This window comes from Pseudomonas sp. 01L34 (genome assembly GCF_056400265.1).
The window spans coordinates 501,992-528,852 of sequence record NZ_JBFTSX010000002.1; the positions used below are offsets into that span (position 1 = coordinate 501,992).

The 26,861-nt window shown below is 60.4% G+C and carries 28 protein-coding genes; 14 read left to right on the top strand and 14 right to left on the bottom strand.

What is annotated here, in order from left to right; all coding sequences use genetic code 11:
* Positions 1-104: 104 nt before the first annotated feature.
* A complete protein-coding gene (locus AC1DQM_RS06765; RefSeq protein WP_018928035.1) occupies positions 105-716 on the top strand; it encodes a glutathione S-transferase in 612 nt (203 codons plus the stop codon).
* A 93-nt stretch (positions 717-809) separates the two neighbouring features.
* On the opposite strand, the gene AC1DQM_RS06770 is transcribed toward AC1DQM_RS06765, so the two are convergent.
* Positions 810-2,051, bottom strand: a complete 1,242-nt coding sequence (locus tag AC1DQM_RS06770; RefSeq protein WP_138867225.1) for a M20/M25/M40 family metallo-hydrolase — start codon at positions 2,049-2,051, stop codon at positions 810-812.
* Positions 2,052-2,186: 135 nt separating this feature from the next.
* The gene (locus AC1DQM_RS06775) at positions 2,187-3,260 is read right to left on the bottom strand and encodes a diguanylate cyclase (RefSeq protein WP_138867224.1); all 1,074 of its coding nucleotides are present in this window, start codon (positions 3,258-3,260) and stop codon (positions 2,187-2,189) included.
* Positions 3,261-3,520: 260 nt separating this feature from the next.
* On the opposite strand from AC1DQM_RS06775, the gene AC1DQM_RS06780 reads away from it, so the two are divergent.
* From AC1DQM_RS06780 to hglS, 5 genes are all read left to right on the top strand, one after another.
* Complete coding sequence (locus AC1DQM_RS06780) at positions 3,521-4,465, top strand: alpha/beta fold hydrolase (protein ID WP_111453820.1); 945 nt, start codon at positions 3,521-3,523, stop codon at positions 4,463-4,465.
* 64 nt (positions 4,466-4,529) lie between these two features.
* Entirely contained in the window at positions 4,530-6,029 is a 1,500-nt protein-coding gene (glcD, locus tag AC1DQM_RS06785; RefSeq protein ID WP_138867223.1) for a glycolate oxidase subunit GlcD, read from the top strand.
* Positions 6,029-7,078 (top strand): glycolate oxidase subunit GlcE, encoded by a 1,050-nt coding sequence (gene glcE, locus AC1DQM_RS06790; protein WP_138867222.1) that lies wholly within the window; start codon positions 6,029-6,031, stop codon positions 7,076-7,078. The genes glcD and glcE overlap by 1 nt, the downstream gene beginning before the upstream one ends.
* A gap of 1 nt (position 7,079) precedes the next feature.
* A complete protein-coding gene (glcF, locus tag AC1DQM_RS06795) occupies positions 7,080-8,297 on the top strand; it encodes a glycolate oxidase subunit GlcF (protein WP_138867221.1) in 1,218 nt (405 codons plus the stop codon).
* Positions 8,298-8,426: 129 nt separating this feature from the next.
* Positions 8,427-9,818 (top strand): 2-oxoadipate dioxygenase/decarboxylase HglS, encoded by a 1,392-nt coding sequence (gene hglS / locus AC1DQM_RS06800; protein ID WP_064617019.1) that lies wholly within the window; start codon positions 8,427-8,429, stop codon positions 9,816-9,818.
* Between the two features lie 121 nt (positions 9,819-9,939).
* Here hglS and AC1DQM_RS06805 read toward each other — a convergent pair whose 3' ends face one another.
* Positions 9,940-10,713, bottom strand: a complete 774-nt coding sequence (locus AC1DQM_RS06805) for a tellurite resistance TerB family protein (RefSeq protein ID WP_138867220.1) — start codon at positions 10,711-10,713, stop codon at positions 9,940-9,942.
* A 107-nt stretch (positions 10,714-10,820) separates the two neighbouring features.
* Between AC1DQM_RS06805 and AC1DQM_RS06810 the strand changes: the two genes are divergently transcribed.
* The 3 genes from AC1DQM_RS06810 to AC1DQM_RS06820 all read left to right on the top strand — a co-directional run bounded on the left by AC1DQM_RS06810 (position 10,821) and on the right by AC1DQM_RS06820 (position 12,503).
* The gene (locus AC1DQM_RS06810; protein WP_018928044.1) at positions 10,821-11,186 is read left to right on the top strand and encodes a VOC family protein; all 366 of its coding nucleotides are present in this window, start codon (positions 10,821-10,823) and stop codon (positions 11,184-11,186) included.
* A gap of 196 nt (positions 11,187-11,382) precedes the next feature.
* Positions 11,383-12,105 (top strand): phosphatidylcholine synthase, encoded by a 723-nt coding sequence (gene pcsA, locus AC1DQM_RS06815; protein WP_018928045.1) that lies wholly within the window; start codon positions 11,383-11,385, stop codon positions 12,103-12,105.
* An 11-nt stretch (positions 12,106-12,116) separates the two neighbouring features.
* Complete coding sequence (locus tag AC1DQM_RS06820) at positions 12,117-12,503, top strand: DUF488 domain-containing protein (RefSeq protein WP_477745889.1); 387 nt, start codon at positions 12,117-12,119, stop codon at positions 12,501-12,503.
* Here the strand turns inward: AC1DQM_RS06820 and cuyB are convergent.
* Both cuyB and AC1DQM_RS06830 read right to left on the bottom strand, forming a co-directional pair.
* Complete coding sequence (cuyB, locus tag AC1DQM_RS06825; protein WP_477745890.1) at positions 12,500-13,999, bottom strand: cysteate racemase; 1,500 nt, start codon at positions 13,997-13,999, stop codon at positions 12,500-12,502. The genes AC1DQM_RS06820 and cuyB overlap by 4 nt on opposite strands.
* A gap of 11 nt (positions 14,000-14,010) precedes the next feature.
* Complete coding sequence (locus tag AC1DQM_RS06830) at positions 14,011-15,303, bottom strand: dicarboxylate/amino acid:cation symporter (RefSeq protein ID WP_477745891.1); 1,293 nt, start codon at positions 15,301-15,303, stop codon at positions 14,011-14,013.
* A 234-nt stretch (positions 15,304-15,537) separates the two neighbouring features.
* Between AC1DQM_RS06830 and AC1DQM_RS06835 the strand changes: the two genes are divergently transcribed.
* Both AC1DQM_RS06835 and AC1DQM_RS06840 read left to right on the top strand, forming a co-directional pair.
* Positions 15,538-16,461, top strand: coding sequence for a LysR substrate-binding domain-containing protein (locus AC1DQM_RS06835; protein WP_018928049.1), 924 nt, complete (start codon positions 15,538-15,540; stop codon positions 16,459-16,461).
* A 92-nt stretch (positions 16,462-16,553) separates the two neighbouring features.
* Positions 16,554-17,480, top strand: coding sequence for a universal stress protein (locus AC1DQM_RS06840; RefSeq protein WP_064617013.1), 927 nt, complete (start codon positions 16,554-16,556; stop codon positions 17,478-17,480).
* Between the two features lie 179 nt (positions 17,481-17,659).
* Here the strand turns inward: AC1DQM_RS06840 and AC1DQM_RS06845 are convergent, their stop codons facing one another.
* Together AC1DQM_RS06845 and AC1DQM_RS06850 are read right to left on the bottom strand one after the other, a co-directional pair.
* A complete protein-coding gene (locus AC1DQM_RS06845) occupies positions 17,660-18,472 on the bottom strand; it encodes a class I SAM-dependent methyltransferase (protein ID WP_086945479.1) in 813 nt (270 codons plus the stop codon).
* Positions 18,473-18,509: 37 nt separating this feature from the next.
* Positions 18,510-18,782: a DUF4242 domain-containing protein gene (locus AC1DQM_RS06850; RefSeq protein WP_258613662.1), complete on the bottom strand. Its 273-nt coding sequence runs from the start codon at positions 18,780-18,782 to the stop codon at positions 18,510-18,512.
* Between the two features lie 231 nt (positions 18,783-19,013).
* Here AC1DQM_RS06850 and AC1DQM_RS06855 point away from each other — a divergent pair, with 231 nt between their 5' ends.
* Positions 19,014-19,472 carry a GNAT family N-acetyltransferase gene (locus AC1DQM_RS06855; protein ID WP_477745892.1) on the top strand — a complete coding sequence of 153 codons (459 nt, stop codon included), beginning with the start codon at positions 19,014-19,016 and terminating at the stop codon, positions 19,470-19,472.
* Positions 19,473-19,489: 17 nt separating this feature from the next.
* On the opposite strand, the gene AC1DQM_RS06860 is transcribed toward AC1DQM_RS06855, so the two are convergent.
* The 3 genes from AC1DQM_RS06860 to AC1DQM_RS06870 all read right to left on the bottom strand — a co-directional run bounded on the left by AC1DQM_RS06860 (position 19,490) and on the right by AC1DQM_RS06870 (position 21,331).
* Entirely contained in the window at positions 19,490-20,698 is a 1,209-nt protein-coding gene (locus tag AC1DQM_RS06860) for a cytochrome c biogenesis protein DipZ (RefSeq protein WP_477745893.1), read from the bottom strand.
* An 88-nt stretch (positions 20,699-20,786) separates the two neighbouring features.
* Positions 20,787-21,017: a hypothetical protein gene (locus AC1DQM_RS06865; RefSeq protein WP_477745894.1), complete on the bottom strand. Its 231-nt coding sequence runs from the start codon at positions 21,015-21,017 to the stop codon at positions 20,787-20,789.
* Between the two features lie 50 nt (positions 21,018-21,067).
* Positions 21,068-21,331: a DUF2790 domain-containing protein gene (locus AC1DQM_RS06870; RefSeq protein ID WP_019649304.1), complete on the bottom strand. Its 264-nt coding sequence runs from the start codon at positions 21,329-21,331 to the stop codon at positions 21,068-21,070.
* Between the two features lie 317 nt (positions 21,332-21,648).
* On the opposite strand from AC1DQM_RS06870, the gene AC1DQM_RS06875 reads away from it, so the two are divergent.
* Together AC1DQM_RS06875 and AC1DQM_RS06880 are read left to right on the top strand one after the other, a co-directional pair.
* Positions 21,649-22,389, top strand: coding sequence for a response regulator (locus AC1DQM_RS06875; protein ID WP_026286577.1), 741 nt, complete (start codon positions 21,649-21,651; stop codon positions 22,387-22,389).
* Positions 22,386-23,696, top strand: coding sequence for an ATP-binding protein (locus AC1DQM_RS06880; protein WP_018928058.1), 1,311 nt, complete (start codon positions 22,386-22,388; stop codon positions 23,694-23,696). The genes AC1DQM_RS06875 and AC1DQM_RS06880 overlap by 4 nt, the downstream gene beginning before the upstream one ends.
* Before the next feature lie 202 nt (positions 23,697-23,898).
* Here AC1DQM_RS06880 and AC1DQM_RS06885 read toward each other — a convergent pair whose 3' ends face one another.
* The 4 genes from AC1DQM_RS06885 to AC1DQM_RS06900 form a co-directional block, all read right to left on the bottom strand.
* Positions 23,899-24,222: a hypothetical protein gene (locus tag AC1DQM_RS06885; protein ID WP_477745895.1), complete on the bottom strand. Its 324-nt coding sequence runs from the start codon at positions 24,220-24,222 to the stop codon at positions 23,899-23,901.
* A 348-nt stretch (positions 24,223-24,570) separates the two neighbouring features.
* Complete coding sequence (locus AC1DQM_RS06890) at positions 24,571-24,822, bottom strand: hypothetical protein (RefSeq protein WP_305412016.1); 252 nt, start codon at positions 24,820-24,822, stop codon at positions 24,571-24,573.
* A gap of 149 nt (positions 24,823-24,971) precedes the next feature.
* Entirely contained in the window at positions 24,972-25,742 is a 771-nt protein-coding gene (locus AC1DQM_RS06895) for an HvfC family RiPP maturation protein (protein ID WP_477745896.1), read from the bottom strand.
* A complete protein-coding gene (locus AC1DQM_RS06900) occupies positions 25,735-26,571 on the bottom strand; it encodes an HvfB family MNIO-type RiPP peptide maturase (RefSeq protein ID WP_477746016.1) in 837 nt (278 codons plus the stop codon). The genes AC1DQM_RS06895 and AC1DQM_RS06900 overlap by 8 nt, the downstream gene beginning before the upstream one ends.
* Positions 26,572-26,861 lie beyond the last annotated feature (290 nt).

Here is a 26,861-nt window from a genome sequence, read left to right on the forward strand (position 1 = left end):
GAGGATGAACAATAGGCCTGAGGATCAGCGCGAAATCGTTTGCACGTCGCTGAACCTCGGCTAAGGTTGTCCATCCCCAAGGACCGTCTGTAAGGAGAAACTCAATGAAACTGATCGGCATGCTGGATTCGCCCTACGTGCGGCGCGTCGCCATTTCCGCCAAATGCTTGGGCATCCCGCTGGAACACGCGTCGGTTTCGGTGTTCAGGCACTTCGAGCAGTTCCAGCAGATCAACCCGGTGGTGAAGGCGCCGACGCTGGTGCTGGATGACGGTGAGGTGTTGATGGATTCAACGCTGATCATCGATTACCTCGAAGCCCTGGCCGCTCCGGGTAAAAGCCTGATATCCGACAATCCGGCTCAACGCTTGCGCTCGCTGCGGCTGATCGGCCTGGCATTGGCGGCGTGCGAGAAGTCGGTACAGCTTTACTACGAACGCAACCTGCGGCCAGCGGAGATTCAGTACGCGCCTTGGGTGAAACGGGTCGAAGGACAATTGGCGGCAGCGTATTCGGCGCTGGAGCGGGAGCTGGAAAAGCAGCCGCTGAAGACCGATGGCTCGATTGCTCAGGATGGGATTAGCCTGGCGGTGGCCTGGAGTTTTACCAACCTGGTGGTGCCGGATCAGGTGGATGCTGCGCAGTTTCCACTGATCAACGCGTTCACGGCGTATGCCGAAGGGCTTGAGGTGTTTATCGATACACCGATCGAGTAGGCAATACGCAGTAAGCCCAAACACTGAAAATCCCTGTGGGAGCGGGTTCCGCATTGGGCAATGCTCACCACAGGGGCCTGACGATCTGGCTGATTACCGCTTGGCCAATTCCATAATCATCCGCGACAGCAAATAAATCCGCGGCGCCACGCTTTCGACCTCGGCGTACTCCTCAGGCGTATGGATATTGCCGCCGACAATCCCGAACCCGTCCAGCGTCGGCGTACCAACACCCGCGGACAAACTCGCATCTGCCGCCCCGCCGCTGCCTTCTTCCGTCAACTTGCGGCCAATTTCGCCGTAAATCCCTTGGGCCATGGCCATCAAGCGATCCGATTCCGCCGTTTGCGGCATCGGTGGCAAGCCGCGCTTGAGGCTGGTGGTGACTTGCGTATCAGCAATCAGTTTGTCCTTCGACACCCGCGCCAGGTCCTTTTCGATCCGGTCGAATTCCTCCGGCACCGCCGCCCGCACATCAGCCTTGGCCGTAGCCTGATCCGGAATCACGTTGGTGCGGTCGCCGGCCTTGAGCACGGTGAAGTTGATGGTGGTTTTCTTCTCTTCATCGCCCAGTTTGCCGAGTTGCAAAATCTGGTGCGCGGCTTCCATGGCAGCGTTACGCCCCAATTCCGGGGCAACGCCCGCATGCGCAGCCTTGCCTTTGACCTCGACCACGGCAGTGGCGCTGCCTTTGCGCCAGACCACCAGGCCATCGGCCGGGCGGCCCGGTTCGAGGTTGAGGGTCACATCGTGGGCCTTGGCGGTTTTCTTGATCAGGTCGGTGGCGACGTCCGAGCCGGTTTCTTCACTGGCATCGAGCAGGAAGGTGATCTGCGCGTAGTCCTTGAAGTCGAGGTTCTTGAGGATTTTCAGCGCGTAGATCCCGGCGACGATGCCGCCCTTGTCGTCCATCACGCCCGGCCCATAGGCGCGGCCGTCCTTGATGTGGAACGGACGCTCGGCGGCGGAGCCTTCCTTGAACACAGTGTCCATGTGCGCCATCAGCAGGATCTTCGCCTTGCCGGTGCCTTTGAGGGTAGCCAGCACATGGTTGCTCTCGTCCGGGGTGTTGGGCACCAGTTCGATGGTGGCACCCAGTTTTTTCAACTCTTCGATGGCGATGTCGCTCACCTGGGTCAGGCCCGGTTCATAGCCGGAGCCGGAGTCGATGTTCACCAGCCGTTCCAGCAGTTTCAGGGCTTCAGCCTTGTACTGTTCAGCATCGGCGAGGACTTGTTTGTGGGGTTCGGCGAAGGCTGCGGGGGTGAAGGTGCCGAGGGCGAGGGTCAGGCCAAGACTGGTGGCCAGGAAGGAACGCGGGAGCTTGAACGTCATGAATCGATCCTTGTTTCGTGTCGGGGGTCTTTAGACCCTACCTGACTACGACGCAAGGCTCTACACCGGATGCGACACATACAAACCTGCATGACCACACATTCCCTGTGGGAGCGGGCTTGTGTGGTTATTGGGTTACACAGAATCCAGCAACTCTTTACGCGGCTTGCCGTCGCCATGGCAAATGACGCGGTTACGGCCGGTGCTCTTGGCTTCGTAGAGCGCCTGGTCGGCGTCGTTGAGCCACAGGGTCGCTTCGTCGTGGGCCGGGTTGAAGGCCGCCAGGCCGATGCTCAAGCTGACCTTCAGCGCCGGGTTCTGCTCGTAACCCAACGTGGCGAAACGAGCACGCAGCGCATCCATCGCCACGGCGGCACGCTCCAGCGGCAGGTCCGGCAGCAGCACGCAGAATTCGTCGCCACCATAGCGCCCGGCGACATCGGCTGCCCGCAGGTTCTGCTTGAGAATTTTGCTCAGCTGACGCAAGACGATGTCCCCGGCGACATGGCCGTAGGTGTCGTTGATGGTCTTGAAATGGTCGATGTCGATCAACGCAATCGCCCCACCCTTCTGCTGGCGCCGGCAACGCTGAAACTCGATTTCCAGCTGGTCTTTCCAGGCGCCGTGATTCAGCAAGCCAGTCAGGCTGTCGGTGCGGCTCAGGGCCAGCAACTCGCGCTTGTGTCGGCCCAGAGTGTGGGCCTGACGGAAACAGACCCAGCCCAGGGACATCGGATAAATCGACAGTAAAGGTAAACAGGCGTATAGCTGAAATGGACTGGTTTGCGGGACAAAAGCCGGCATGAACACCAGCAGCCCGAGGCCGATCCCGAGGATCTGCGCGACGGCGCCCGCCAACAGAAAACGCACGCCACCGATGGCCACGTTGTGCATCGCCATCATCGACAGCGTAGCTGCGCTGGGCAGCGGATTGAACTGCATGGCGGCCACCCAGAAACCGCCGAGAAACGCGTCCACCAGAATGTTGCGGTGTTCGGCGTGATAAGGAATTTTCGCCCGACGCGCCCATTGATAGGCCACATGCGGCCAGATGACGCCGTTGAACAGCATCACCACCCAGACCCAGGGCGCGGGGTCGAGTGGATACATCCCTGCACCGACACACAATAGTCCAAGGGCCAGACCCAGGATGCGCGACCCATAAAGCCTCCTGGCCAATGAAAGTCCCTTTCCTCCCTTTTTTTCCATAGAGGCCTCTGTACTACTGAACCGAGCCTGACATCACATGGGTGAAAGTGATTGAAGTCTATCAGGGGAACGGCGAATAGCCATCACCGGATGACGGTCTGACAGCTGGTAGCTCCAATAGTGTGGCATCGCGATGAGGCGAGTGCCCAATGTTTGTCTATACATGAAGTAAGGGATCGATAAACCACGATAAACAGGAGGCCGCTGCAGAGGCTCCGCCAACCACCTTCCGTCCTGATCACTGCAAAAGGAATAGCCTGATGCTTTTGTTGGTTGTCGTTATCGCCGTTTTCGCGGCCTGGAGCTGGTTGAGCTACCCGGCCATCGGTTACTGGCTCTATGACTTGAACATGGCGCTGGAGGCCCGGCTGTATCGGTTGCACAAGCTTATCGTGCCGATCACCGAAATGACCGTCTCGACCTGGCAAGGCGGCCCCTACGAAGCCTCCAGCAACATACTGATGCTGCACGGCTACAGCGCCGACAAGAATATCTGGCTGCGCTTCGCCCGGCATTTTGTCAACGACTACCGGGTGATCATCCCCGACCTCGCCGGCCATGGCGAAACTGGTTTCAAGGCCGGCGGTGGCTACGACATTCCGGTCCAGGCCAAGCGGTTGATCCAGTTGCTCGATGTCTGCGGGGTCGAGAAGGTGCATGTGATCGGCAACTCCATGGGCGGCTACATCGCGGCATGGCTGGCGGCCAATTACCCCGAACGTATCGTCTCCCTGGCGCTGCTCGACCCGGCTGGCGTCACTGCCCCGGAACCCAGCGACATGGAGCGCCACCTGGCTCGCGGCCATAACCCGTTCCTGATTCATTCCCGCGAAGAGTTTCAGCATTTCTACGCCATGACCATGGCTTCTCCGCCATGGGTACCGGGGATCGTGCTGGACGCCGTCGCCCAGCGCTATGAACAGCAGCGCGACGAACTGGAAGAAATCTTCAGGGACTTCCGGGCCAGCCCGCCGATGGAGCCAAAACTGCCCGATATCAAATGCCCGGCGCTGCTGCTGTGGGGGCGCAAGGACCGCTTGATCGACGTCAGCAGCGTGCCCGTCTGGAGCAAGGGCATCGCCGATCTGCGGGTGGAAATCTGGGACGGTGTCGGCCACATGCCGATGGTTGAGCAGCCGACCAAAACAGCACGCTTGTACCGGGAGTTTTTGCGGGCGCATCACATGACCCCCACCGCCTCATAGCAGCTGCTACGAGTTGGCAGATAATTCGGGGGGGATGCTCGGCGATTCATACGAGGCGCGATTGATGAACATTCTTTACGACGAACGCATCGACGGCGCCCTGCCCAATATCGACAAGGCCGTGTTGCTCAAGGCCTTGCAACAGGAGGTGCCGGACCTGGACATCCTCTGGCGCGAGGAAGAACTCAAGCCCTACGAATGCGACGGTCTCTCGGCCTATCGCACCACGCCGATGCTGGTGGCCCTGCCCCGGCATCTTGAACAGGTGCAGGCACTGCTCAAGCTCTGTCATGCCCGGAACGTGCCGGTGGTGGCGCGCGGAGCCGGCACCGGGTTGTCCGGCGGTGCGCTGCCGCTGGACAAAGGCGTGTTGCTGGTGATGGTGCGATTCAACAACATCTTGCACATCGACCCCGCCGCCCGCACCGCACGGGTCCAGCCAGGGGTGCGCAACCTGGCGATTTCCCAGGCAGCGGCGCCCTTCGGTTTGTATTACGCGCCGGACCCTTCCTCGCAAATCGCCTGTTCCATCGGCGGCAACGTCGCGGAAAACGCCGGTGGCGTGCATTGCCTCAAGTACGGCCTGACCGTGCACAACCTGCTGAAACTCGAAATCCTGACCCTTGAAGGCGAACACCTGACCCTCGGCGCCGACTCGCTGGACGCGCCGGGGTTTGACCTGCTGGCGCTGTTTACCGGCTCCGAAGGCTTGCTGGGGATCATCACCGAAGTCACGGTCAAACTGCTGCCCAAACCCCAGGTCGCCAAAGTCCTGCTGGCCAGTTTCGATTCCGTGGAAAAGGCCGGTCTCGCGGTGGCCGAGATCATCGCCGCCGGGATCATTCCCGGTGGCCTGGAGATGATGGACAACCTGGCGATCCGCGCCGCTGAAGACTTCATCCACGCCGGTTACCCAGTGGATGCCGAAGCGATCCTGCTGTGCGAACTGGACGGCGTCGAAGCCGATGTCCATGACGATTGCGAGCGAGTCCGCGAGGTGTTGCAACAGGCCGGCGCCAGCGAGGTGCGCCAGGCCCGGGACGAGGCCGAGCGCGTGCGGTTCTGGGCCGGGCGCAAAAACGCCTTCCCGGCCATCGGCCGCCTCTCGCCGGATTACTACTGCATGGACGGCACCATACCCCGCCGCGAACTGCCCGGCGTACTCAAGGGCATCGCCAACCTGGCGCAAGAATATGGCTTGCGGGTGGCCAACGTGTTCCACGCCGGCGACGGCAACATGCACCCGCTGATCCTGTTCGACGCCAACCAGCCCGGCGAACTGGAACGGGCCGAAGCCCTCGGCGGCAAGATCCTCGAACTGTGCGTGAAAGTCGGCGGCAGCATCACCGGTGAACACGGCGTGGGCCGGGAGAAAATCAATCAGATGTGCGCGCAGTTCAACAGTGACGAGCTAACGCTGTTTCACGCCGTGAAAGCCGCGTTCGATCCGCAGGGTTTGCTCAACCCCGGCAAGAACATCCCGACCCTGCACCGCTGCGCGGAGTTCGGTGCGATGCACATCCACGCCGGGCAATTGCCGTTCCCTGATCTGGAGCGTTTCTGATGGCAGATTTCGATGCCAGTGCAACCCTGCTCGAGCAGGTCAGGCAGGCGCGGGAAAATTCCACGCCGCTGCGCATTCAGGGAGGGAACACCAAGGCGTTTCTCGGCCGTGAAGTGGCCGGCGAAGTGCTCGACACCCGCGCCCACTGCGGCATCGTCAGCTATGACCCGACGGAACTGGTGATCAGCGTTCGCGCCGGCACACCGCTGAGCGAACTGTTTGCCGCGCTGGATGCCGCGGGGCAAATGTTGCCCTGCGAGCCGCCGTCGTTCGGCGAAGGCGCCACGGTCGGCGGGATGATCGCGGCGGGGCTGTCCGGGCCACGGCGCCCGTGGGCCGGCTCGGTGCGGGACTTTGTCCTCGGTACGCGGGTGATCAGCGGTCTGGGCACTCACCTGCGCTTTGGCGGCGAAGTGATGAAAAACGTCGCCGGTTATGACCTGTCGCGCCTGATGGTCGGCAGTTACGGCTGCCTCGGGGTGCTGACTGAAGTCTCGCTCAAAGTGCTGCCCAAACCCCGGCAATGCCTGAGCATCAGCCTGGACATCGACTGCGCCCGCGCCTTGGCCAATCTGGCGCAATGGGGCCAGCAACCGCTGCCCATCAGCGCCGCCAGCCACGACGGCCAGCGTTTGTACCTGCGCCTGGAAGGCGGCGAAGGCTCGGTCGCGGCGGCCCATCAACGGCTCGGTGGCGAACCGTTGGACTCGGCCTATTGGTCCGACCTGAACGAACAACGACTAGACTTTTTCAATGAAGGCCTGCCGTTGTGGCGCTTGTCATTGCCCAATAACCTCGGGCCACTGGACTTGCCCGGCGAGCAACTGATCGACTGGGGTGGCGCGCAACGCTGGTTGAAATCAGCAGCCGATAACATTCAATCACTGGCTCAGCAGCACGGCGGCCATGCCACCTGTTTCAGCCATGGCGTCACAGAAATGCCTTTCCAGGCCCTGGCCCCGGCGCTGCTGCGCTATCACCGGCAACTCAAGGCGCAACTGGACCCGCAAGGGTTGTTCAACCCCGGCCGGATGTACGCGGAGCTGTAAGATGCAAACCAATCTCAGCGAAGAGGCCCGACAACTGCCCCGCGCCGAAGAAGCGGACAAGATCCTGCGCACCTGTGTGCACTGCGGTTTTTGCAACGCTACATGCCCGACCTATCAACTGCTCGGCGACGAACTGGACGGGCCGCGTGGGCGCATCTACCTGATCAAGCAAGTGCTCGAAGGCGCCCCCGCCACGGCCCAGGCCCAATTGCACCTGGATCGCTGCCTGACCTGCCGCAACTGCGAAACCACCTGCCCGTCCGGGGTGGATTATCACAACCTGCTGGACATTGGCCGCGCCGTGATCGATCAAGCGGTGCCACGCCCGGCCAGTCAACGACTGTTGCGTCAGGGCCTGCGGGCATTGGCGCCAAACCCGAACCTGTTCAAGACCCTGCTGCAGATCGGCGCCACTTTCCGGCCGTTGCTACCACGGGGGGTTGAGGCGAAGTTACCCCACGACCTCCCTGCTCCGGGCGAACGCCCCGTCCCTCGGCATGCGCGCCAGGTGTTGATGCTCGAAGGCTGCGTACAACCCGGTCTGTCACCGAACACCAACGCCGCGACGGCGCGGGTGCTGGATCGGCTGGGAATTAGTGTGATTACGGTGCTGGAAGCCGGCTGCTGCGGCGCGCTGGACTATCACCTCGACGCCCAAGCTGTGGGCCTGGACCGCGCCCGACGCAACATCGACGCTTGGTGGCCGTACCTGGAAAGCGGCGCCGAAGCCATCGTGCAAACCGCCAGCGGCTGCGGCGCATTCATCAAGGACTACGGGCATCTGCTGGAGCGCGACCCGGTTTATGCGGCCAAGGCCCGGCGAGTCAGCGAAATGGCCCTGGACCTGGTGCAAGTGCTGGCCGATGAGCCGTTGGAGCGAGTTTGCGCCGCCACCGACCGGCGGATCGCCTTTCACTGCCCCTGCACCTTGCAGCACGCACAGAAACTCGGCGGCGCGGTCGAGGCCGTGTTGACGCGGTTGGGCTTCAATCTCACAGCTGTACCCGACAGTCATTTGTGTTGCGGCTCGGCGGGCACCTATTCGATCACCCAACCGGAGCTGGCCCGGCAACTGCGCGACAACAAACTCAACGCCCTGGAAAGCGGCCACCCAGAAGTCATCGCCACCGCCAATATCGGCTGCCAGAGCCACCTCAACAGCGCCGGGCGCACCCCAGTCAGGCACTGGATCGAATTGGTGGACCAAGTGCTGCGTTGACCGAGCAGCCTGAGTGGCAAGAACAGTCCTTGGCAGAATGAAGTTCGTCAGAAACTTCGTTTGTCGGCGCCGCCGAAGGCTGCGATCTTTTCCGGCATCCGTTACGTCACTGCGCCAGGAATTTTTTTCATGAGCCACCCGAATTTCGTCAGCCCCGACCTGATCCGCCAACGCTTCTCCAAAGCGATGTCCGACATGTACCGCGAAGAAGTGCCGCTGTACGGCGCGCTGATGGAACTGGTGGAACAGACCAACCGCCACGTGCTGGACAGCGACCCGCAAATCGCCCGCCAGCTGCACAGCACCGGCGAAATCCAGCGACTGGACCTGGAACGCCACGGTGCAATCCGCGTCGGCACCGCCACTGAACTGGCAACCCTCGCCCGCCTGTTCGCGGTGATGGGCATGCAACCGGTGGGCTATTACGACCTGACCCCGGCCGGCGTGCCGGTGCATTCCACCGCGTTCCGTGCCGTGCATGAGGCGGCGTTGCAAGTCAGCCCGTTCCGGGTGTTCACCTCGCTACTGCGCCTGGAACTTATCGAAGACACCGAACTGCGGGCCTTTGCCCAATCAGTGCTGGACCAGCGTTCAATCTTCACCCCGGCTGCGCTGACGCTCATCGAGCGCGCCGAAACCCAGGGAGGGCTGACCGAATACGAGGCGCAGGACTTCGTCGCACAAGCCTTGGAAACCTTCCGCTGGCACCACAGCGCCACCGTCACCGCCGAGCAGTACCAACAACTCAGCGCCCAGCATCGACTGATCGCCGACGTGGTGGCGTTCAAAGGCCCGCACATTAACCACCTGACGCCGCGCACCCTGGACATCGACATCGTCCAGGCACAAATGCCCGCCCATGGCATTACCCCCAAAGCGGTGATCGAAGGCCCACCCCGCCGCCAATGCCCGATTCTGCTGCGTCAAACCAGCTTCAAGGCGCTGGACGAGCCGATCGCTTTTACCGATCAAGCCGAGATGCGTGGCAGCCACAGCGCCCGCTTCGGTGAAATCGAACAACGCGGCGCAGCGCTCACGCCTAAGGGCCGGGCGCTTTACGACCGTTTGCTCAACGCTGCCCGGGATGAGCTCAAAGAGTTCCCCAACGAAGCCAATGCCGCACGCTACAACGCGCTAATGACGCAGCACTTTGGCGAATTCCCTGACACCGTTGAGGATATGCGCCAACAGGAACTGGCGTACTTTCGCTACTTCGTGACCGAAAAAGGCCTGGCGGCGGATGGGCTGAAAGACGCGTCGCTGGAGGATTTGCTCCGCGACGGGTATGTACGGGTTGAACCGCTGGTGTACGAAGATTTCCTGCCGGTCAGTGCGGCGGGGATTTTTCAGTCGAACCTGGGGGACGCGGCGCAAACCCACTATGGCGTGCATTCGAACCAACAGGCGTTCGAAAAGGCGCTGGGACGGCCGACGATTGATGAGTTGGGCTTGTATGCCGAGACGCAGCGGCGATCGATCGAAGAGTGTTTTGCAGCATTGGGCTTGAAGGTTACCGATTAGGCGTTATGGCCGCGAAAAGATCGCAGCCCTGCGGCAGCTCCTGCAGGAATACGTATTTCATGCAGGAGGGGCCGCCTCGTCGTTCGTCGCGTCGTTGCAGGCACGGCACGTTTTCAACCTTTTAAGCCGCACCGCCCTTGGCCTGTTGCTCCAGGTGCAGTTGCAGCTCTGGATCGATCTTCAGCGCAGCGGCCAGTTCATCCAGATAATTGCGCTCGGCGTCCTGCTGATCGTCCACCAGCATCACGCTGGCCAGGTACATCTCGGCGGCCATGCCCGGGTCCTGAGCGGACTGCGCCACATCGGCGGCATCCAGCGGCCGGGCGACTTCGTCATCGAGCCATTGTTGCAGTTGCGGGTCGTCGGTATGGCGGCCGATTTCAGTGCTGATCATTTGTTTCTCGGCGTCGTCGATACGGCCGTCGGCCTTGGCGGCGGCGATCAAGGCGCGAAGGATGGCGTGGCTGTGGTCTTCGATTTCCGGACCGGACAACAGATCAACGGTACGCGGCGCCTGTTGGGGTGCCGAGGCCTGGCTGCGTTGCCATGCCTGATAGGCCTGGAAGGCCATCATCCCCAAAGAGGCCAACGCCGCATAGTTGGTGCCGCCCGAGCGCGATTGGCTTGAACCGCCCGAAGGGGAACCGCCGCCCAACAGACCACCGAGCAAACCTCCCAGACCTCCGCCGCCAGCACCTCCACTCGCGCTGCCACCCAACAGGCCACCGAGCAAGCCACCCAAGCCGCCTTGAGTCGACGCCGCACCACCACCTTGTTGCGACAACGAGCCCTGGCCGGCCCGCAGTAATTGCTCAAGCAAATCGCTGGTGTTCATGACGACGTCCTCATTGATGGGCAGAAACCAAGTCAGGCAACGATAGTCCTCGCCGGACATTCCGCCAACTCCGTCTGGCTGACGTCAAATGGTGCCCCTTCACACTCCTGACAGAAACTGACAGCGCCTCCTTTTATGCTGCGCCCACCTTCTAATGGAGCAACCCCATGATCACTCCCCGTTTCATTTTGCTTTTCGTGGACAACCCCGCCGTCAGTGCACGGTTTTATGAGTTTCTGCTGGAGCGCAAGCCCGTGGAAGAGTCGCCGACCTTCGCCCTGTTTGTCCTGGACGACGGCTATAAACTGGGGCTCTGGTCGCGGCATACCGCCGAACCTGCAACGACTGTAACGGGCGGCGGGACCGAGCTGGCGTTCCCGGTGGAGTCTGCCGAACAGGTCGATGCACTGTTTGCCAAGTGGAGCGCTCTCGGGCTGACCATGCTGCAAACACCGACCGAACTCGACTTCGGTCGCACCTTCGTCGCCCTTGACCCGGATAGCCATCGGCTGCGTGTGTTCTTTCCTCATTAAGCTGACAACACTGGCATACAACGCTCATGACGTACCCCGGATATTTCCGGGGTATTTTTTTGCGCGGCGTCTAAGATTCAAAGGTGGTGAACCTTATCCCCGAAAATCCGGTCGATACCTGCAACCCGATCCGGTTTGCCGACGCCCTCAATAGCAGGGTGATAACTGGCTGCTTCATTTTCTGGAGAACGCCCCCGTGATATCCACCGTACACATCGCCAGGCTCAAAGCATGGGGCGCCCATGGTTTTACCGCCACCGGCGTGGTCACTGCTTTCCTCGCGACCCTCGCCCTGCTGGAGAACCAGCCCACCCATTGCCTGCTGTGGCTGGGCGTGGCGCTGATCGTCGACGGGCTGGACGGCGCGCTGGCACGCAAGGTCAATGTGCAATCGGTGCTGCCGAGTTTCGACGGCTCGATCCTCGACCTGGTGATCGACTACCTGACGTATGTGTTTATTCCGGCGCTGTTCATCTACCGTTACATCCCGTTGCCGGACTACACCCTGCTGCTGACCGTGTCGCTGATTCTGGTGTCGTCGCTGTTCTGCTTCTGCAACGTCAACATGAAGAGCAAGGACAACTACTTCCAGGGCTTCCCCGCTGCGTGGAACGTGGTTGCGCTGTGCCTGTACATCATCGGTCCGTCGCCGTGGATCACGTTGCTCACCGTGATCGGCCTGGCGCTGTTGACCGTGACTCGAATGAAATTCCTGCACCCGTTCCGCGTGCGCCGCTTCATGCCGATCAACATTGCCGTGACGGCCATCTGGTTGCTGTGCAGCTTGTCGCTGGTGCTCAACCATCCGGTCATCAATCCACTGGTGATGGGCCTGTGGCTGCTGATGTCGGCGTACTTCCTGGGGATCTGCATCTGGCGCACGGCGCTGGAGTGGTTCGACGGCTCGCGGCTCAAATAGGCACTACGATCATGCCCATCCATATCGTGCGACTCGGCTCACCCCGCACCGCAAATGAAGGCCTGCGCCTGGGCACGGTACGCCGCCCGCCCCGTGGCGTACCGAAGGCCGAATTCGCCAGCCGTGATTTCTATGATGTGTGGCAACCGCTGCTGTCCCCCAGCTCCGAACTGGTGGCCGAAGCCAAAGCGGCAGAAGATGCCAAAGCCTGGGAGAACTTCAAGCGCAAGTTCAAGGCCGAGATGAACCATCCCGCGCCCAGTCAGCTGCTGGACCTGCTGGCCGCCCTCTCCCATCAAACCTCACTGGCCATGGGGTGTTATTGCGAAGACGAAGCGCACTGCCATCGCTCCGTATTACGGGAGTTGCTGGAGGCACGGGGCGCAAAAATTGTTTAGCCAAGATGCAGATTTGATCGCTCGCCCGAATGTTCACGGGCAAGCTGAATACACTTCATAGCCAGAATGGTCGTCGGGTCGATCAATGCCACTTGATGACCTTTGATCATGAAGGCCTCGCTATGCTGCAGCACCAGCGGCAACTCCGTGCATCCCAGGATAAGCACATCGGCGCCCAGTTCACACAAGTGCTCGGCGGCGATCAGGAGTTGGTCCCTGCAAAGGCCCTCGGTGAACCCGGCCTTGATCCCGAGCGACCCATAAATCGCATCCATGACCAACGCCTGGTAATCCACACCGGGGGCGATTATGTGCAGCCCGGCCCGCCGGGCGGCCTCGTGGTAGACCTGACTCTTGATCGTGCCCGACGTCGCCAGCAGCCCCACTGTTTTCCCGGCGCCATACCGCTGAACGATGGCCTCTACCGTCTCGGCAAGCATGTTCACAATGGGTACGCGCAAGTGTGCCTGGATGCCCTCGACGAATGCGTGGGCGGTGTTGCACGGGATCGCAATCGCATTGGCTCCTGCGCTTTCAAGCCGCTTGCAGGTGGCATACATCGCCATCGTCGGATCAGTTTCGTCATTCAACAAATTGGCGGTGCGATCAGGAATCTGGGGGTTTTGTTCGACCACCATCTTGATGTGCTCCTGGTCACGGCCGGCCGGTGTATGCGCAACCACCTTGCCCATGAAATCGACCGTTGCCGCAGGCCCCACCCCGCCGACGATCCCAAGCTTGAAGGGTGGGCGATTCGACTGACCTTTCTGCTGGGTCGCGAAGACGGCATAAATCTCATTGATATCCAGCACCGTGATGCCCCGCCGCTGCAGGTCGCCGCTGACCAACGAGAGCTCGGTCATGCCCGGCAAGACCATCGTGGCCCCCTGCTCCTGAAGCGACAGGCAGGCCTGATACACACATTCCAGCGGTACACCGTCAAGGTAGCCATCCTTGATGCCGTTGACGCCATACATCGCTTCCATCAACCCCGATTGTTCGTCAGCACCTGGATAAACGAGTTTGAAGTCGGAGCCGAAGTAGCGTTCGAACAAACCGGCGTGACGAACATAGTCTGAGGCGAGAATGCCCAATACCGTGCCGGGTTCAACAACATGGTCGATGTGCATGCGCAATGCGGCCATCATGTCCAGAACCGGTATGCCTATCTCCTCCTGGATCTCTTCGCGGAAAGTGTGACTGGCAAAACACGGCAGTACGATCGCGCTGACCCCGCTGGCCTCGAAAGTCTGACAGACCTGGAAAACATAGAACTTTCTGGAGGTCATGCTCGCGCCCCGATCCAACGGCATCAGCACATCTTTGAACGGGTGTTGCTCGAACAGGAAGTGATAGCGGCCTTGATCCTCCAGCACCGCCCTGGACTTCACCAACTTATAGAAAAGATCGCCGCCGGCCAGTGAGCCAAGCCCGCCGACGATGCCCAGTTTGTGTACCAATGAAGACTCACGGGATGGCTTTGATTTCGTTTTCATGGTGATAGCGCTCAGACAGTGGCTACAGAGCGAACAGGCAGCGGGGACGCCTTGGTTTGCGGCACGTCGTCCGGCTCTTCGAGAGGCTCGGATTTAGCGATCACGGCCGTTGCGATGCTGTTGCCCACCACGTTGGTGGCCGTCCTGGCCATATCGAGGAACTGATCAATACCGATGATCAGCAAAATGCCAGCCTCCGGCAGATTGAACATGGGCAACGTCGCCGCCACGACCACCACCGAAGCCCGGGCAACACCCGCCATGCCCTTGCTGGTAATCATCAGCGTCAGCAAGATCAGCAGCTGCTGCGTAAAGCTCAAATCAATGTTGTAGGCCTGAGCGATAAACATAATGGCGAAGGCTTGATACATCATCGAACCGTCGAGGTTGAATGAGTACCCCAGTGGCAGTACGAAACTGGATACCCGCTTGGGTGCGCCGAACTTCTCCAGGGCTTCCATGGTTTTTGGATAGGCGGACTCACTACTGGCTGTCGAGAATGCCAGCAGAATGGGTTCGCGGATCAACTTGCCCAGGGTAAAGACTGAACGCCCCAGAAACAGGTAGCCGGCAGCGAACAACACGCCCCATAGAATCACAATGCCCAGGTAGAACTCGGCAATCAGTTTTCCATAATCGACCAGCAAGCCGAGACCTTGGGTGGTGATGGCCGAAGCGATGGCGGCAAAGACACCGACTGGCGCAAAGGCCATGACATAGTCAGTGATCTTGAACATCACCTTGCCCAGTTCTTCAATGCTGTCGGTGATCTTCGTATAGCCAGCGCGCTTGATGCCTGCCAGCGCAAAGCCGAAAAACAAAGAGAACACTACAATTTGCAGAATCTCATTGTTGGCCATGGCTTCTGCGATGCTTCGAGGGAACACGTGACTGATGAATACCTTGAGGCTGAAGTCACCCGTGCTGACAACGGCCGGCGCCGCTGCGCCTTGAGTCACCTGCAGATCCAGACCCGCGCCTGGCTGGAACACATTCACCAGCAACATGCCAATGAACAGCGAAATGATTGAGGCCGACACGAACCAGATCATCGCCCTCGCGCCGATCCGCCCTACGGAACGGGAATTACCCATGCTGGCAATACCACCGACCAGTGTGGCGAACACCAAAGGCGCGATGATCATCTTGATCAACCGCAGGAAAATGTCCGTCACCATCGAGAAGTAGGAGGCGATCTCCCTGGCGGCTTTCTCATCCGCTGCGAAATGATGGCAGGCCCAACCTGCAAGGACGCCCAAGGCGATAGCCATCGCAATCTGGCGGGGTAGTCTGTTTCTTTTCACGGTGCATTTCCTCAAGTGGTTTTGTAGGTCTTTTTACTTGGCAGGAGACAAGATTGAAGTGCCCCGATGTTCTGCGGCAGCGGGGTTGTGGCACCGATTCTAAGGACGCCCTTCACGCCGGATGATGAGTAATCACCATAGGCTGATGCGTTTTTGGAATAGTTTGCGAAATTCCCTCAATGGCGCCATTGCACCGCAGTAAACTCTTCGCCAGAGACGCAGTGAGGTGCCAGCATGCAAACCAAATGGTTGGACGATCTTCTGGCGATTGCCGAATGGAAGAACTTTTCCCGAGCGGCGGAAGTGCGTTGCGTCACGCAGTCCGCGTTGTCCCGGCGGATTCGTTCACTTGAAGAATGGGTGGGCGCCGAACTGGTGGATCGCGGCACTTATCCTGTCCAGCTGACTCAAGCGGGCCGCAGCTTCTGTGAAGAGGGGCGCGAGGCGCTGTCGGCATTGCTGCAATTGCGCCTGGCCCTTCGCGAAGGCGAACGAATGCCGGGACGCTCGATTCAGGTCACTGCCGGGCACAGTCTTTCAATGACCTTTCTGCCTAAATGGCTCACCCAGTTTCAACAGCAGAATGAGCCCTTCAATGCTCGCGTGGTGGCCGCGAACATCCACGATGCGGTGATTGCGCTGGAGGAAGGTAGCTGCGATTTGATGATCGTCTACCACCATCCCCTCGCCCCGATCCAGCTCGACCCCGAGAAGTTCGGCAGCTTGACCCTGGGGCATGATTCGTTCGTTCCACTGTGCGCGCCGGACAATAACGGCAAACCGTTGCATCGGCTGCCGGGGACGGCCGCCAAGCCAGTGCCGCACCTGGCCTATACCGCGACCACTTTTTTGGGGCGCGTGGCCGATATCGTCATCAAGAATGCACCGACTGCTTGCGTGCTTGATCGTTGCTTTGAGGCGGACATGGCCATGTTGCTGATGAGAATGGCGATCGAGGGCTACGGCGTTGCCTGGCTGCCCCTGAGCGCCGTGACCGATGAACTGGAGCGAGGGCAATTGGTGCTGGCCGGCGGCGATGAGTGGAAGACCCGGCTGGAGATACGTTCGTATTGTTCGATCGCCAATCAGAACCCGACGATGCGCGAGCTTTGGAAGACGCTTGAGACCGCATCGCGAGCAAACCCGCTCCCACATTAGAACCGGACGAGGGGTTGATCATGGTCAATAATGAAAGGATTGAGATGTATTGAACGACCACCGTCTGCTCGCTTACCCACGGGAGGTTTGTCATGTCTGGTGAATCACGCTTCATGCTGGTCGCTTCACCGCTGATGGAACACAGCCCCGCCTTCGACCGGGCCGCGATGCTGGCCAAGGCCGAGGGGGCAGCCCTGCACATCGTGGCCTTCGACTATCTGGAAGGTCTGGCGACCGCCAGCCTGGTCAACGAAAAAGCCCTGGAACAGATGCGCCTGGGCTACGTCGAGCGTCACCGCCAGTGGCTTGAGGAACAGGCCCATCCCTTGCGCAAGATCGGTGTACACGTCACCACCGAGGTGGCCTGGGTCGAGCATCCGCTGGAGGAAATCCTGATTCACCTCAAAGAGCAGCCGATGGACGTGCTGATCAAGGCGCTGGAGCATCAATCGCGGCTGTCGCGACTGGTGTTTACGCCCCTCGACGTGCATTTGCTGCGCGAATGCCCGGTGCCGCTGCATTTCGTCAGCCATGCCACTCGCGCGTTGCCGCGCAAGATCGTCGCCGCGGTCGACCCGCTTCATCGCGACGATCACTACAAAAGCTTCAACGACAGAATCCTTCACGAAGCATCGAAACTGGCGAGCGCCTGCAATGCCGAGCTCGATGTGGTCTACGCCTGTGACCTTTCAGCCATCAGCGCGGATGAGTTCAACTTCTATAACGGTTCGGCGCTTTTCTCTTCAGGCCAGATCAAGACCCTGTTCGACCTCCAGGAGGATGCGTTCAACGAACTGGCCGCGCGCAACGGCATCGCGCCGGAGCAGCGGCACATGATCATGGGCAACCCGACCAAGGTACTGACCCACTACACCGAGACCCATGATGTGGATGTGATCGTCATGGGCCGGATCGGCCATCGCGGCATGGGCCGGTTGATCGGCAGCACGGTGGAGCATGTGCTGTACAAAATGCCATGCAGCGTGTGGGTGGTGTACACCGAGTCACTGGATGAGTGACTGCAACGGCTGAATACCAAATTGTGCACATACCTTTGTGGACGCGACCCCTGTGGCGAGGGGGCTTGCCCCCGTTCGGCTGCGAAGCAGTCGCAAAGCTTTTGGGCCGCTTCGCGACCCAACGGGGGCAAGCCCCCTCGCCACAGGGGTCGCGCCCACGGGGATTTTGTGTTCTCGACTCAGCGCCGGGTGATCACCACCTCCAGGTATTCGCCGGGCACCACCAGCGACCGCTCCCCTGCTCGGTTCAGGCGCTTGAGCAGTTCCGTCAGGTCGTGTTCCAGGGCGGCGGACCCTTCGGGTGGCAGGGTCGCAAAAGCCTTGTGAACCGGGCCATACCAGGTGCGGAAGGTGTCGATGAAATGGGCGGCCGAACGATAGCGGAAGTTGAATAAGCGTCGTGTCACCTGAAGCACGAAGTCGCGCTGATCGAAGTGCGAGTGCAACCACGCTTCGGAGCCCCAGTTTGAAGGTGGTTGAGCCCCTACGGGTGGCGGCATGTGGCGCCCCAGGACCTTGAACATCTGGCCAACGAAGCCTTCAGGCGTCCAGTTGGCAAGGCCGATCCGGCCTCCCGGGCGGCACACCCGCGCCAATTCCGCGGCAGCCTTTGGCTGATCCGGGGTAAACATCACCCCAAAGGTCGAGAGCACGGCATCGAAACTGGCATCCTCGAAAGGTAGCGCCTCGGCATCGGCCACCTGAAAGGTCACGTTCAGGTGTTCCGCCCGTGCCCGGTCTTCGCCGCGCTCAAGCAGCTTGGCCACATAGTCGGTGGACGTGACCTTACAGCCCCGGCGCGCAGCGGCAAGCGTGGCATTACCGTTGCCCGCAGCGACGTCCAGCACCCGCTCATCGCAGAGCAGGTCGCAGGCTTCAGCCAGTTGTTCGCCGACGATCTGTAAAGTGGTGCCGATCACGGCGTAGTCGCCGCTGGCCCACGCAGTCATCTGACGGTTTTTCAGGGCGGTGAGATCAATGGGTGTGCTCATGAAGTCTGCTCCGCTGCGGGTTGGAACGGGTCTCGGCTTACTCCGCCGTGGTGGGGTCGATGATGCTCATGACTCGGGAAACGCTGTTGATCGGAAAGCCACCTTGTTTGGCATGCTCCCTGATGAGTTCCTCGCTCGGCGCGATGTACACGCAATAAATCTTGTCGCCCGTGACGTAACTCTGCTGCCATTGCACTTGCGGCCCCAACCCGCGCAACACATCGCAGGATTTTTGCGAGATCGCTTTGAGTTCCTGCGGCGGCAGTGCGCCAGCTCCTGGAAGCTCGCGTTCAATAATGAACTTAGGCATAACCCTCTCCCTTTCATGATGGTGATGGCAGGGTCGCAAGTGACCCCGTCCACAAACTAAAGCTGCCGGACAGGTATCCGTCCTGCCCGGTCGTCCGGCAGACTCACGAAGTACGCCGGTCTCCGATGCATGGTCATGCGTTTGTAACGCAGGATTAACACCCGGCCCCGGGATTGCCGATGCGCCATGAATCAGCTCTTATGGGCCACCGCCTTTTGAAAGGATTCCCCCATGCCTCGCCTGGACTGGCTCACTCACCACATGCACCACAGCGACATCTTTGCTTCATGGATTCACCAACAATTCCACTATGAATACGCCGACCAGCCCTTGCCTCAGTGGCAACGGGAATTCGCTGACGGCCAATTCAACGGCACATGGCAATGTTTGATCGCCCTGGATGAAGACCGCCTGCTGGGTGGTGCGGCACTGGCCGCCGCCGACCTGGCTCACCGGCCTGACCTGGGTCCTTGGCTGGCTTGTGTGTTCGTCACACCCCAAGCAAGGGGAAAAGGATTAGCGGAGCGCTTGATTGAGGGGATATGCGCGCAGGCCAGGGAACGTGGCGTGGCGAAGATCTATTTGCACACCCGGGACCAGAGCGATTACTACGCCAGACGCGGGTGGACAGTGCTGGAGCGTTTTCAGGCCTGGGAAAACGACCAATGGCTCATGGTGCGCAACCTGTGAGCCATTGATTGGAAAGGTTACGCGGCAGGCGCCTTGGCCTCTTCCAACAGCTGCCGGATCATCTGCTCCTGAGACTCGTAGCGACCCTCGCCAAAGTGGCTGTAACGCACCTGCCCCTTGGCATCGATCAGGTAGTGAGCCGGCCAGTATTGGTTGTCGAAGGCGCGCCAGATCGCGTAGTTGTTGTCGATCGCCACCGGGTAGGTGATACCGAGTTTTTTCACCTGATCGCGAACGTTGTCGAGGATGCGTTCGTAGCCGTATTCCGGGGTGTGCACGCCGATCACCACCAGGCCGTCCTTTTCATATTTTTTCGCCCAGCCCTTCACGTAGGGCAAGGTGTGCTGGCAGTTGATGCAGTCATAGGTCCAGAAATCCACCAGCACCACCTTGCCGCGCAGGGAGTCGTTGCTCAGCGCTGGCGAGTTGAGCCATTCGACCGCGCCGGAGAGTGACGGCATCGCACCTTTGGCCGCGTCCATCGGGTCGGCCTTGACCTTGCTGACCAGGTAATCGACCACTTTCGGTACGGTTTCCAGCACCTGCTGTTCAACGGTCGTGACGCCTTCGGACGAAGTGCCGGCGAGCAGCCTGTTATCGGTTCCGGTGGCGATGACCGCCGCCGCGACCAACACCCCGGCACCGGCGCCGCGACGCAGCCAACCGGTGACCGGAATCGACGGTTTCAAGCGATTGACCAAGCCGCGACCGGCGAAGATCAAGGTGCCCAGTGACAACGCGCTGCCCAGGCCATACGCCACCAGCAGCAGGCTGGTCTGGGCGTTGGCGCCTTGCAGCATGGCGCCGGTGAGGATCACCCCGAGGATCGGCCCGGCACACGGAGCCCAGAGCAGACCGGTGGCGACGCCAATCATCACCGAGCCCAGCGGGCCGGACATTTTGCGAGTGTTGGGGTCGAGGCGATTGCCCAGCAACACGAACGGCCGCGCCAGCCAGCCGCCGATGCGCGCGGAGATCAGCGACAGCGCAAACAGCACCATCACGATCAGCGCCACATGGCGGCCGGTGTTGTTGGCTTGTATCACCCAATCGCTGCTGACCACGGCCAGGCTGGAGATCAGGGCGAAGGTCAGGGCCATGCCACCGAGAGTGAGCAGGATCGAGGTGCGTGTGCGTTTAACACCGGCAAACAGAAACGGCACGACCGGGAGGATGCAGGGGCTGAGGACGGTCAAAATGCCGCCCAGGAATGCGATGAGAAACATGGGGATCACCTTGAATATACGAGTCCGATGTGGGAGCGAGCCTGCTCCCACACTGGGAATATCGAGTTCATCGGAACAGTGCCTGGCTTCAAGCCATCTGGTTTTCCAACTGCTGGCCCTGTGGCGTCCGGCTGGAGCCGTTCTCTGCAACCAATTGCCCCTGCGGTGTGCGGCTGGAACCAGCCTCGGCCACCAGCGGCGTCAGTTGGAAGCAGGTGCTGCTGACACAGCTGCTCTGTTCAACAGCCGCGTTGGCATGAGCGGCGACGCCGGCTACGGAAAAGACGATGGCGGTCAAAAAGCGGGTGACGTTGTTCATGGAGTTCTTCCTGTTTCAAAAAAGGGATTGATAACGGGTGAGCAAAAGACTCAGTTGTCTTCGTTGCAGTTGTCAGCGAATTTGCGGTAATCAAGGGCCTGGGTTTTGCCTTGGGAATCCAGGTAGGTCATCCGCGCATTCACAATCCCGCAGGAAGGCGTGGCGTCCTCTTTCATCGACAGCACTTTCTGGATGTCCAGGTGCGTGCCATAGGTGTAGGTTTGCGGGGTGACATTGGCTTCGGCCCGGGCCGACAAGGTGCAGATGTTCAGGGCGGCAAACAGGCAGGCGGCGTAGACGGCTTTGGTATTCATGGTGGTTTCCTCGGGGCTTCAATGAGTCAATCGTTGCCAAATCGTTGATGGGGCCGAGGCGGTTTGGGTTCGCCTCGATGGAAGCCATTAGAAGCCCGCGAGGTATCCCGTCTGTGTCTGGAACAGGCGCGAGTAAATTGCTATGTATCAGCACCGGCCGGCGATACACAGCGATACAAAACCCCTGAAATCGGCTGTTTTTGCGTCCCCGTGTATCCGCCGACAGGCCAGATACACTGCAATACAAACCGCTGCGGGCGAGCGAGCCTTGACTCGGTAGACTGCGCGAAAACTCCTACTCAAGAGGCATGGCGACCATGGAACACGTCGATCACATTCTCATCGTGGACGATGACCGCGAGATCCGGGAACTGGTGGGCAATTACCTGAAGAAGAACGGCCTGCGCACCACCGTGGTGGCGGATGGACGGCAGATGCGCGCGTTTCTGGAGACCACGCCGGTGGACCTGATCGTGCTCGACATCATGATGCCGGGCGACGATGGCCTGCTGCTCTGCCGCGAGCTGCGCGCCGGTAAACACAAGGCCACGCCGGTGCTGATGCTCACCGCGCGCAACGATGAAACCGACCGCATCATCGGCCTGGAAATGGGTGCCGACGACTACCTGGTCAAACCGTTCGCCGCCCGTGAACTGCTCGCCCGGATCAACGCCGTGCTGCGGCGTACGCGGATGCTGCCGCCGAATCTGGTGATCACCGAAAGCGGTCGCCTGCTGGCGTTCGGTCGCTGGCGCCTGGACACCTCGGCCCGGCATCTGCTGGACCAGGACGGCACCATGGTCGCCCTCAGCGGCGCGGAATACCGTTTGCTGCGGGTGTTCCTCGATCATCCTCAGCGGGTGCTCAATCGCGACCAGTTGCTCAACCTGACTCAAGGTCGCGACGCCGATCTGTTTGACCGCTCCATCGATTTGCTGGTCAGCCGCTTGCGTCAGCGCCTGCTCGACGATGCCCGGGAACCGGCCTACATCAAGACCGTACGCAGCGAAGGCTATGTGTTTTCCCTGCCGGTGGAAGTGCTCGGTGCGCCGTCATGAACCTTGCGCTGCACTGGCCCCGCACGCTGGCCTCGCGGCTGTCGCTGATTTTCCTGATCGGCCTGATCCTCGCCCAGGCGCTGTCCTTTGGCGCGCAGTACTACGAGCGTTATGAAAGTGCGAAAAATACGATGTTGGGCAATCTGGAAACCGACGTTTCAACCTCCCTCGCCATCCTCGACCGCTTGCCCGCCAACGAACGAGCGAGCTGGCTGCAGCGCCTGGAACGCACCAACTATGGTTATCTGCTGAATGAAGGTTCGCCCGGCACACCGATGGCGCCCAGCGATGTGCCGATTGCCGTCCCCTCGATTCAGGACGCCATCGGCCATGAATATCCGCTGACTTTTACCGACATCCCCGGCCCGAAGAAACACTTCCAGGCCCATCTGAAACTGAAGGACGGCAGCCCCGTCACCATCGACGTGCGCCCCGCGATGGTGCCTTTGTCCCCGTGGTTGCCGGCGGTATTGCTGGGACAACTGGCGCTGCTGATCGCCTGCACCTGGCTGGCCGTGAGAATCGCCATCCGCCCGCTCACCCGCCTCGCCCAAGCCGTGGAAACCCTCGACCCCAACACCCACGCCGTGCACCTCGACGAAAAAGGCCCGACCGAAGTCGCCTACGCCGCCAGGGCGTTCAATGCGATGCAAGCACGTATCGCGGCGTATCTCAAGGAGCGCATGCAACTGTTGGCGGCGATTTCCCACGACCTGCAAACCCCGATCACGCGCATGAAACTGCGTGCCGAATTCATGGACGACTCCAGCGAAAAAGACAAACTGTGGAATGACCTCGGCGAGATGGAACACCTGGTGCGCGAAGGCGTGGCCTACGCCCGCAGCATCCATGGCGCCACCGAGGAAAGTCGCCGCACCGATCTGGATTCGTTCCTCGACAGCCTGGTGTTCGACTATCAGGACATGGGCAAAGACGTGCAGCTGGGCGGCAAAAGCGCCGCAGTCATCGACACCCGGCCCCATGCCTTGCGGCGAGTGCTGGTGAATCTGGTGGACAACGCGCTGAAATTCGCTGGCGCGGCTGAGTTGTGGGTGGAAACGAAGGCCGACGGCAGCTTGTCGGTGAAGGTCATGGACCGAGGGCCGGGGATTGCCGAAGAGCAATTGGCCCAGGTGATGCAGCCGTTCTACCGCGTGGAGAATTCGCGTAATCGCAGCACCGGCGGGACCGGGTTGGGGTTGGCGATTGCCCAGCAATTGGCGCTGGCGATTGGCGGGGCGCTGACCTTGAGCAATCGCGTGGACGGTGGGTTGTGTGCGGAGCTCAAGTTACCGAAGCCCCAATAAACACCGCAAATCCAATGTGGGTGTGGTGTTTGGGGGATTGTGTGCAGTCAGGCCCTTGTGGCGAGGGGGCTTGCCCCCGTTCGACTGCGAAGCAGTCGCAAAGCCCCCCCTAGCGAGCCTGACAAAACCGGATTGCTGATTTTGGGGCCGCTGCGCTGCCCAACGGGGGCAAGCCCCCTCGCCACAAAAGCCGCGCTAGACGTTATTCCGCAGGCCGAGCCCGCAACCGCCGTCCAATGACATCCAGCACATCGCACCCATCCCGTAACGGAATAGCGCAGAGCAAGGCAAAGTCACTGAGAATGAAGGATTCGCACTCGACCGAACCGCTCATCGACATGTTCTCAAGCACCTGAGTGACTGCGCGAATTCGATAGCTGGCAGCGTCATACAAAACATCGATCGGCGCGTGGGTATCGACGAACAGGGTGGGCATGTCGGTGCAGTTGCCGGTGAGGGCCATGAAGCGGTTTTCGGGGTGGGGGATTGGTTTTTCGTAGGGTGGATCGGGTGTAAGCGTCTTCATTGATTTAAGTCCTAACGTATGGATTGAAGCCGCCAGAAATCACTTCCACGCGAATAGGTGGCGGCTGTACGCAGGTGTGGAAGACCGGGACGTTAGGCACCCGGCGCACTCGAAAGCGCCCCGCGCACAGCCACCATGAAACACAGACGATAAAAAACGCCGAACTGGTGGCGCTTGATGCGCCTAACGATAGAAGGGCTTCCACGCCCTGTCACTGAATTTGCAGTGACCTCCCAAAGACTATCGATGAGGCGCGCTGCGCACCAGTTCATGGAAACCGCTACAACTTGAAGGAAACTTCCGACGACTTTGCCCAGAAATTTCGCACCTCCGTAAAAAATGATCTATTTAGACACCGGTGGGAAATAAGGTAATTTTCTTAAATTCCAGATCTAGAAAGTCATCGTCGCTGCTGCCGACAACGGTGCTGGCATTGCCGAACCTGATGATTCGTTCCATGTCCATCAGCGAAGGCAAATCAGTAGCACGGCTGGCCGTGTCCGCCGCCTGGTTGAACCAACGCTTGAGTTGTTTGCGATAGAGCCTCAGGGTCTCCGTAAAACCGTCGAGCTCCTGCTCAATGCGGGCGATATGCTCCATCAACGCACCGAACGGTATGGAGTGGAATGAAAAATCGGGTCAAACATGTGCAATCCCTCGCGCAGGAAATTCGGCGCGCGAGACTTTGCGGGGGATCGATCAGGAATGAAGTCGGGAAAGGTGGAAATGGATGTAGGGCGATTCGCTGATTAGCAGCGACTAAAGGCCGCTATGCCGATTACCCCCTCCCCATGCATCTGCCGCAACAACGCCAATCCACTATCGATAAAGGCCTGCGACCCCGCCGTCCCCGCCTCCACCGCCAGCCCTTCCAGTTGCGACCGACCATCGAGCTGAGGAAATTCCCCGATCCGCTGCAACAACCGCCACGCCAACGGGCTCAGTTCAGAGAAGCGCACACTCCAGTCTTCAGCCCGACGCACCAACAGCAACGTCGGCTGAGTCGGAGGCACTTGCGGCCGATAATCCGGCCCCACTTTTTGCACCGGCCAGCCATAGGCCAACGGCCAGGCCAGTGGCGAAACCTGCAACGGTTGATCCAGCAGCAGCCCTGCATCACCGGCGGGTAGCGGCTCGGCGTCGGATTGTTGCAGGGCCATTTCGACCCATTCGTAATGCGCCAGCTCGACCATGAACGGTGGCCACGGCCCATCGTTCAGCGCCAGCGGCATCGATGCGAGGAACTCGACAAACTCCCGGGCGATCTCGCCGAATTTTGGCGTGTGAGCGCGGTAGTCCCGCAGGAAGATTCGCACCAGAGAACGCCAGTCACTGTCCCCCAGGATTCTCACCAACACCGGAAAGGTGCCGCTGAGCAACGACGACAGATTGGAGAACACCAGGTCGCGATAAACCTGCGCCCGTGCCACATCCATCCCGGCAGGCGGTGCGCAGTGGTCGGGATCGCGCAGGTAACGAGTCAAGGTGTCTTGCTGCTGATATAGCGTCGGCTTATCCATGGTTAGCCTCCTGCTGCAGTCGGCGGATGGTCTGCAACTCGCTGACCAATTCAGAGAACGCCGGGTAGTTGAAGTCCCGCTCAAGCAGCGTCGGCTGTACGCCGAACCGCGCATACGCCTCGGCCAGCAAAGCCCAGACCACCGGTTTGACCGAGGCGCCGTGGGTGTCGATTTTCAGGGTGTCGGATTCGTCAAAATGCCCCGCCACATGCATCGCGACCACTCGCCCCGTGTCGATGCCCGCCAGAAACGCTTGCGGATCAGAACCGTGATTGATCGAGTTGACGTAGACATTGTTGACGTCCAGCAGCAGGTCGCAATCGGCTTCGCGCAGCACTGCGTTGGTGAACGTCAATTCGTCCATGTCCTGCTGCGGCGCGGCGTAGTAGGAGACGTTTTCCACTGCCAGGCGCCGACCGAGAATGTCCTGTGCCTGACGAATTCGGGCGGCAACGTGATGCACCGCTTCCTCGGTAAACGGCAACGGCAGCAGATCGTAAAGATGCCCGTCATCGCTGCAGTAGCTCAGGTGTTCGCTGTACAGCGGCACCTTGTAGTGATCGAGGAAAACCCGCACTTCCCGCAGAAACCCGACGTCCAGCGGCGCCGATCCGCCCAGCGACAAGGACAAGCCGTGACAGGACAACGGATAACACTCGGCCAGGGCACGAAACGCCGCGCCATGCGCGCCGCCGAAGCCGATCCAGTTTTCCGGCGCGACTTCCAGAAAGTCGAAAGCGCCCGCCGAGGCTGCTTGAAGGTCCTTCATCAAACCGCGGCGCAAGCCTAGCCCGACGGTCGCCTGCGCAGATGTGAGGGGAATTTGCATGGTGTCGATCTCATCCTGGGATCCGGTCTCCAGCGCCTGAACACTCAGTGCCGGCCGGCAGGCCCAGTCAAACGCCTCGGTGTGTCGGGTCTGTGTGCGCAAACACCCCTCTTCTCAGCGCACTGTATCGGACAGGCAGCCAGATACAGAGGGATACACGAACTAGACTTGTTGATTACCCCCGCAGGGGGGAGCCAGGACGCGGTTATCGTCCTGTTCATTCCCACGATCACCGCCCACAGGCGCATGCCTCGACAAACAATGCCTGCGGGCTGTGATCCTGCTGAAGG